The sequence below is a fragment of the Moraxella oculi genome (assembly GCF_023336735.1).
GTDB lineage: Bacteria > Pseudomonadota > Gammaproteobacteria > Pseudomonadales > Moraxellaceae > Moraxella > Moraxella oculi.
Genome location: NZ_JAMBAQ010000040.1, coordinates 1 through 4,255 on the forward strand (window position 1 = coordinate 1; position 4,255 = coordinate 4,255).

General features: G+C 40.0%; 6 protein-coding genes. All 6 read right to left on the minus strand.

Annotated features, from left to right (window positions below):
• Window positions 1-270: 270 nt before the first annotated feature.
• Entirely contained in the window at window positions 271-594 is a 324-nt protein-coding gene (locus M2R47_RS09165; RefSeq protein WP_249102436.1) for a hypothetical protein, read from the minus strand.
• 4 nt (window positions 595-598) lie between these two features.
• Window positions 599-841: a hypothetical protein gene (locus tag M2R47_RS09170; protein ID WP_249102439.1), complete on the minus strand. Its 243-nt coding sequence runs from the start codon at window positions 839-841 to the stop codon at window positions 599-601.
• A 311-nt stretch (window positions 842-1,152) separates the two neighbouring features.
• Entirely contained in the window at window positions 1,153-1,686 is a 534-nt protein-coding gene (locus M2R47_RS09175) for an ankyrin repeat domain-containing protein (RefSeq protein WP_249102442.1), read from the minus strand.
• 11 nt (window positions 1,687-1,697) lie between these two features.
• Window positions 1,698-2,549 (minus strand): GH-E family nuclease, encoded by an 852-nt coding sequence (locus M2R47_RS09180; protein WP_249102448.1) that lies wholly within the window; start codon window positions 2,547-2,549, stop codon window positions 1,698-1,700.
• Between the two features lie 187 nt (window positions 2,550-2,736).
• A complete protein-coding gene (locus M2R47_RS09185; RefSeq protein WP_249102450.1) occupies window positions 2,737-3,444 on the minus strand; it encodes a hypothetical protein in 708 nt (235 codons plus the stop codon).
• On the minus strand, window positions 3,441-4,255 hold an 815-nt coding region (locus M2R47_RS09190; protein WP_249102456.1), incomplete at its 5' end, for a VENN motif pre-toxin domain-containing protein. The genes M2R47_RS09190 and M2R47_RS09185, both read right to left, overlap by 4 nt.

A 4,255-nucleotide genomic window follows, 5' to 3' on the forward strand; every position in this document is an offset into this window, starting at 1 on the left:
TATTTCTTAGGCGTTGGTTGTGTTGGGCGAAACTTGACAGATTACCCATGGCTGACATGTTGGTATTATCATAGCTAAGAGAACCTTGCAGGTTGGCAAGAGGGTTGTGGTCTTATAAAGCATGTCTATGTACCAACCTTGGTAAGTGATTGATGTTTTATGAAAATCGAACCCTTTGTCATCATATCTGACAAAGACATGAGCAAATGCTTCTTTGTCTTTTTATGCACAAAAAGGCTGATGTGTTTGCCTCAGGCTTTCATTGATAAGCTACCACACAATTCTTCCTCCCAAATCTTCCGATCTTATATCATTCTCCTCGCCATAGAACAGATGATGATCCCAATCTAGACAAAAAGACACATTCTCACGATAGGTAAATATGTCTGTTAGGTCATAATCCTCGTGCAGTCCTAAGTAAAAATAAAAGTCATCAAGCAAAGGCTGTAAAAAGCTCTTAGCCGATATGTCATAAAAGTGTAACACACACAAGTTTCTGACATAGCACTTTAATAAAGACATGATGTCTGGCTCATTCAGACAAGTGATGTTTTTATCAGCCAGTGTGTACAGTCGCTGATAATCTGACCGCACTCCCTCATAAAAAAAATTTATCAAAAGCATCATCGTCGTATTCATATAGAGTGAAGTTGTAAGCCAATCTGCTATGACCATACTTCATTTTTGGTAGCGTACAGTGATAATCAAAAAACTCTTTTATTGTTAAAATAAAATCATTTTCAACCCTCAAGTACTCATCGATCGTATCGTCGTTGGTCTCACGGATGTCGTACCAAGAATATTTACCCTGTGGCTTGGCTATTTGATAAAACTTCATCATAATAAGTTACCTATTTTCTTTAAGTCTTTGTCATCAATGTTGGTTCTGTCTTAAACCTTACCATTCCTATTTTTTGCCGCATCAATTGCTGCTCTTTCGTTTTTAAACCCTTTAAAAACCTCTCCTGCTCTATGTTCGGTCTTTGAGTGTACTAAGTATTTAGGATTGTTCTTGCATTCTAAGCGGTCATTTTGCCACCCTTAAGACTACTGAAATTATAGATACACCAAAGCCAACTGACTTAATTACCTGGTTTTTCATAACGATGACTTTGGTTGTCAGCTCTGTTTTTAGACTTAAATTTGTTTGAATTAGGCGTACTGTTTCATCATCTCATAAATATCAACTTCCCATTGTTCAACGATCCAGTCTTCAGTATATTTATAAGGAACCCAACTCTCAAAAATGGTTCTGCCAGTACCATCACCCATCACATTGTGTACATTGGCTCCTTTTTCAAGCATGAGTTTTAACACATCCAATCTGTCTTTGGTGTATCCTGCCATAGACAAAGGGCGTAATCCGTCTATATTAGGAATGTTTGGATCAGCCCCAGCTTCAAGCAAAGCGATGGCAGCATCGGCATTTTGGCTACGCAAGGCATAGTGCAAGGGAGTCATGCCATAGATGTCTTGGGCATTGATGGGGATACCCAAAGACAGTAAGTAGTGTATTGAGATGGGTGGTGGTTCATTAGCATTCAAAGAATCGGTGACTTTATGAAGCCAGCTTTTTTTATCCGTGTTAATACTTAAGAGATTTTGTTGTGGGTATGTCTTTAATAGGTTTTCTAGAAGAATAATGTCACCATTGCGTAACGCTCTCAAAATTTCAACACCGCTCATGTCATAACTCATTATTTAATACCTCTTTTGCGTTTGAATAGATTAATATCTTCAATAATTTCATCCAAATCACCATTGCCTGATTTTTCATAACGATGACTTTGGTTATCGGCTCTGTTTTCAGGCTTAAAATAATCAGGACGAGAATTCACAAAGTCGTTAAATTGAGCCTGGGTAAGTCCTGTTTGTTGTGCTGCTAACACCAGCCTTCTATGCTCACGACCATAGACATGACCAATGTCTATAGGGGTTTTGATGACATCTTTTGTTACTTTATGTATATAATCCCCATTTGGCAGTTTTTGGTAATTGGCCAAGATTTTCATTTTGGTATCTGCACGCAAACTTGGACGATTCAAATTGATCGATACTTTGGGGTTGTCAGGATCACTGACATAACGCCCTTGATTATCATGCAATCTGCCTTTACTGTCTCTACTGTATCCCACAGGCACTGCGTGCCCACTTTCCACCTGTCTAAAAGCTTGACTGCCAGAGATTGGCTGGCTAATAGCAGGTACTTCGTGCACTCCCTTGCCCTGTTTTAAAACATCCACCCCTTGTTGAATGGCGTTTTTCATGCCCTGCACATTATTTGTAGATTTGGCGGCATCGTATGCTTTTTTGGCTTTGTGGGCTTTTTGTGCCAAATCCCCTAGGCCAGGTACAAGACCGATGGTGGCAAAAACATAATCGCCTGTCGTTTGAGCTTCCACAAATCCTTGGATATCACCAATGACTGGGATGAAGCTGGTTCCGATCAGGATATATTGTTTATTGCGTTGAATGATGTCTTTTAACTTTTCTTCTTTATAACCTTTGTTGTAATAAGCAGCATTCCACCTCACCGCCTCCTCTGCCATGCTTGCGGCGGTGCCTACATCTTCATCTGCATAAGCAGCGGTGATGGCAGCTAACAGTTTGGCTTAGTGGATGATGGTTTGTTTTTGTGCTGATGTTAGGGCGCTTGGGTCATCTGTTTGATGGTCTGCCCACATTTCATTGATGACAATAACTACCAGCAAGCCGTGAGATCAGCACAGTGAATACTTAATCATCGTTGTTATCTGCAAGAATGAAAAAGCTCTCAGCTGCGTCCTCAATCATGGCATTGACGGTGCGTGCAAGGAGAAAGAGACGATATCTGATACGAAAGAGCATGTATGACATTTTGTATTCATCGTCTTGGCGCTTAAAATCACCCAAAAGATGGCAATCTTTAATCAATAGTTCCAAATCGCACCCAAAATGATATTGCCACGAATAATTACCTTGAGGTCCTACGATGGCATCGCCAGCATCTTGTGTGCTACTTGTCATGATTTCCTCAACATTGATCTGAAAATTTTCAATAAAATCAAAATAATCAAACCCAAATGCATCATAAGAAATGCGCGTATAATCATGGCGTACAAGATCATATTTTGCAAGCTCAATCGCGTGAAAGCTTCTTTGATTAAGAGCAAGTCGACCCATGTCTTCGATGATTGACGTCAAAAAGCTCCGAATGCCGATTAATATCGATGGAATTATGACAAGATGTACCGACTTTATTTTTGTTCCGTGCTCGGCGTACAATGTATTAAATTTGTCAATTTCTTCTTTTAGAGTAGACAAATCAAGAACGATACCCTGATCCCAGTCGCCCCTGTAGTCACAGTTTGTCTCTTCTAAATCAAATTCAGTCAAGCCCATAAGCTCATATTTATGAATAATAGCATCTTTTAGTGCGTTAAGATGAAATACAACATCTTTCATTTTAGCTTCCTCTTTTGTTTACTCGCCTTTTCAGTTTTATCTTGGTTTACTGAACCGTCGAGATTTAAGACAATCTTGAAATTTCCGCTTTTGTCAAAAACTTCGAGGTGATCCTTATGCAGACTGTCCAAATAAAATTGATCGCCCGCTTTTAGATGCGGACCATAATTTTTTTTCATTTTATAGATTGATTGACCCTGATAATACCTATTCCTTTCAGAGTTTGAAATATTTTCAATCTTACTTCCAAACGGACTGTTAAAAAACTCCCTAATGTTACGAACAGGGCTTCTTGATAGAATTTTTGTTATCTCTCTGGTTTTTACACCTTTGTTTAAATCTGTACCAACAACCAAATCAATAACAGCCTGAGCATCGGCGATGGTCAACTCACCATTTCCAAGCTCTTTGATGTCATCAAGTATATCGAAACCTTCTTTTTTGACAATGTCTTTGATGTCAGAAAATGTCAATCTACCCCTTGTCGCAGAGACTCGTGCTGTTTTACCCAATATCTTCAATGTGGTGGTAACAGCCTTCAACCCATTCCACCTCACCGCCTCCTCTGCCATGCTTGCGGCGGTGCCTACATCTTCATCTGCATAAGCAGCGGTGATGGCGGCTAACAGTTTGGCTTGGCTGATGAGTTTGTCTTTTTGTGCTTGGGTTAGGGTGTTTGGGTCATCTACTTGATAATCACCCCACATCTCCCCTATGGTAGCACCAATGGCACCTGCATTGCAATCATTGCCAGAGGCTTTGGCGGACAGACAGCCTGTTAAGCCTGCTGCCAGTTTGTGGGATAGGTTTT

What these genes read in the sequence shown, in the direction of transcription:
- M2R47_RS09175 (WP_249102442.1), bottom strand. Translation starts at nt 1,686, where the DNA reads ATGAGCGGTGTTGAAATTTTGAGAGCGTTACGCAATGGTGACATTATT.
- M2R47_RS09170 (WP_249102439.1), bottom strand. Translation starts at nt 841, where the DNA reads ATGATGAAGTTTTATCAAATAGCCAAGCCACAGGGTAAATATTCTTGG.
- M2R47_RS09180 (WP_249102448.1), bottom strand. Translation starts at nt 2,549, where the DNA reads ATGGCAGAGGAGGCGGTGAGGTGGAATGCTGCTTATTACAACAAAGGT.
- M2R47_RS09185 (WP_249102450.1), bottom strand. Translation starts at nt 3,444, where the DNA reads ATGAAAGATGTTGTATTTCATCTTAACGCACTAAAAGATGCTATTATT.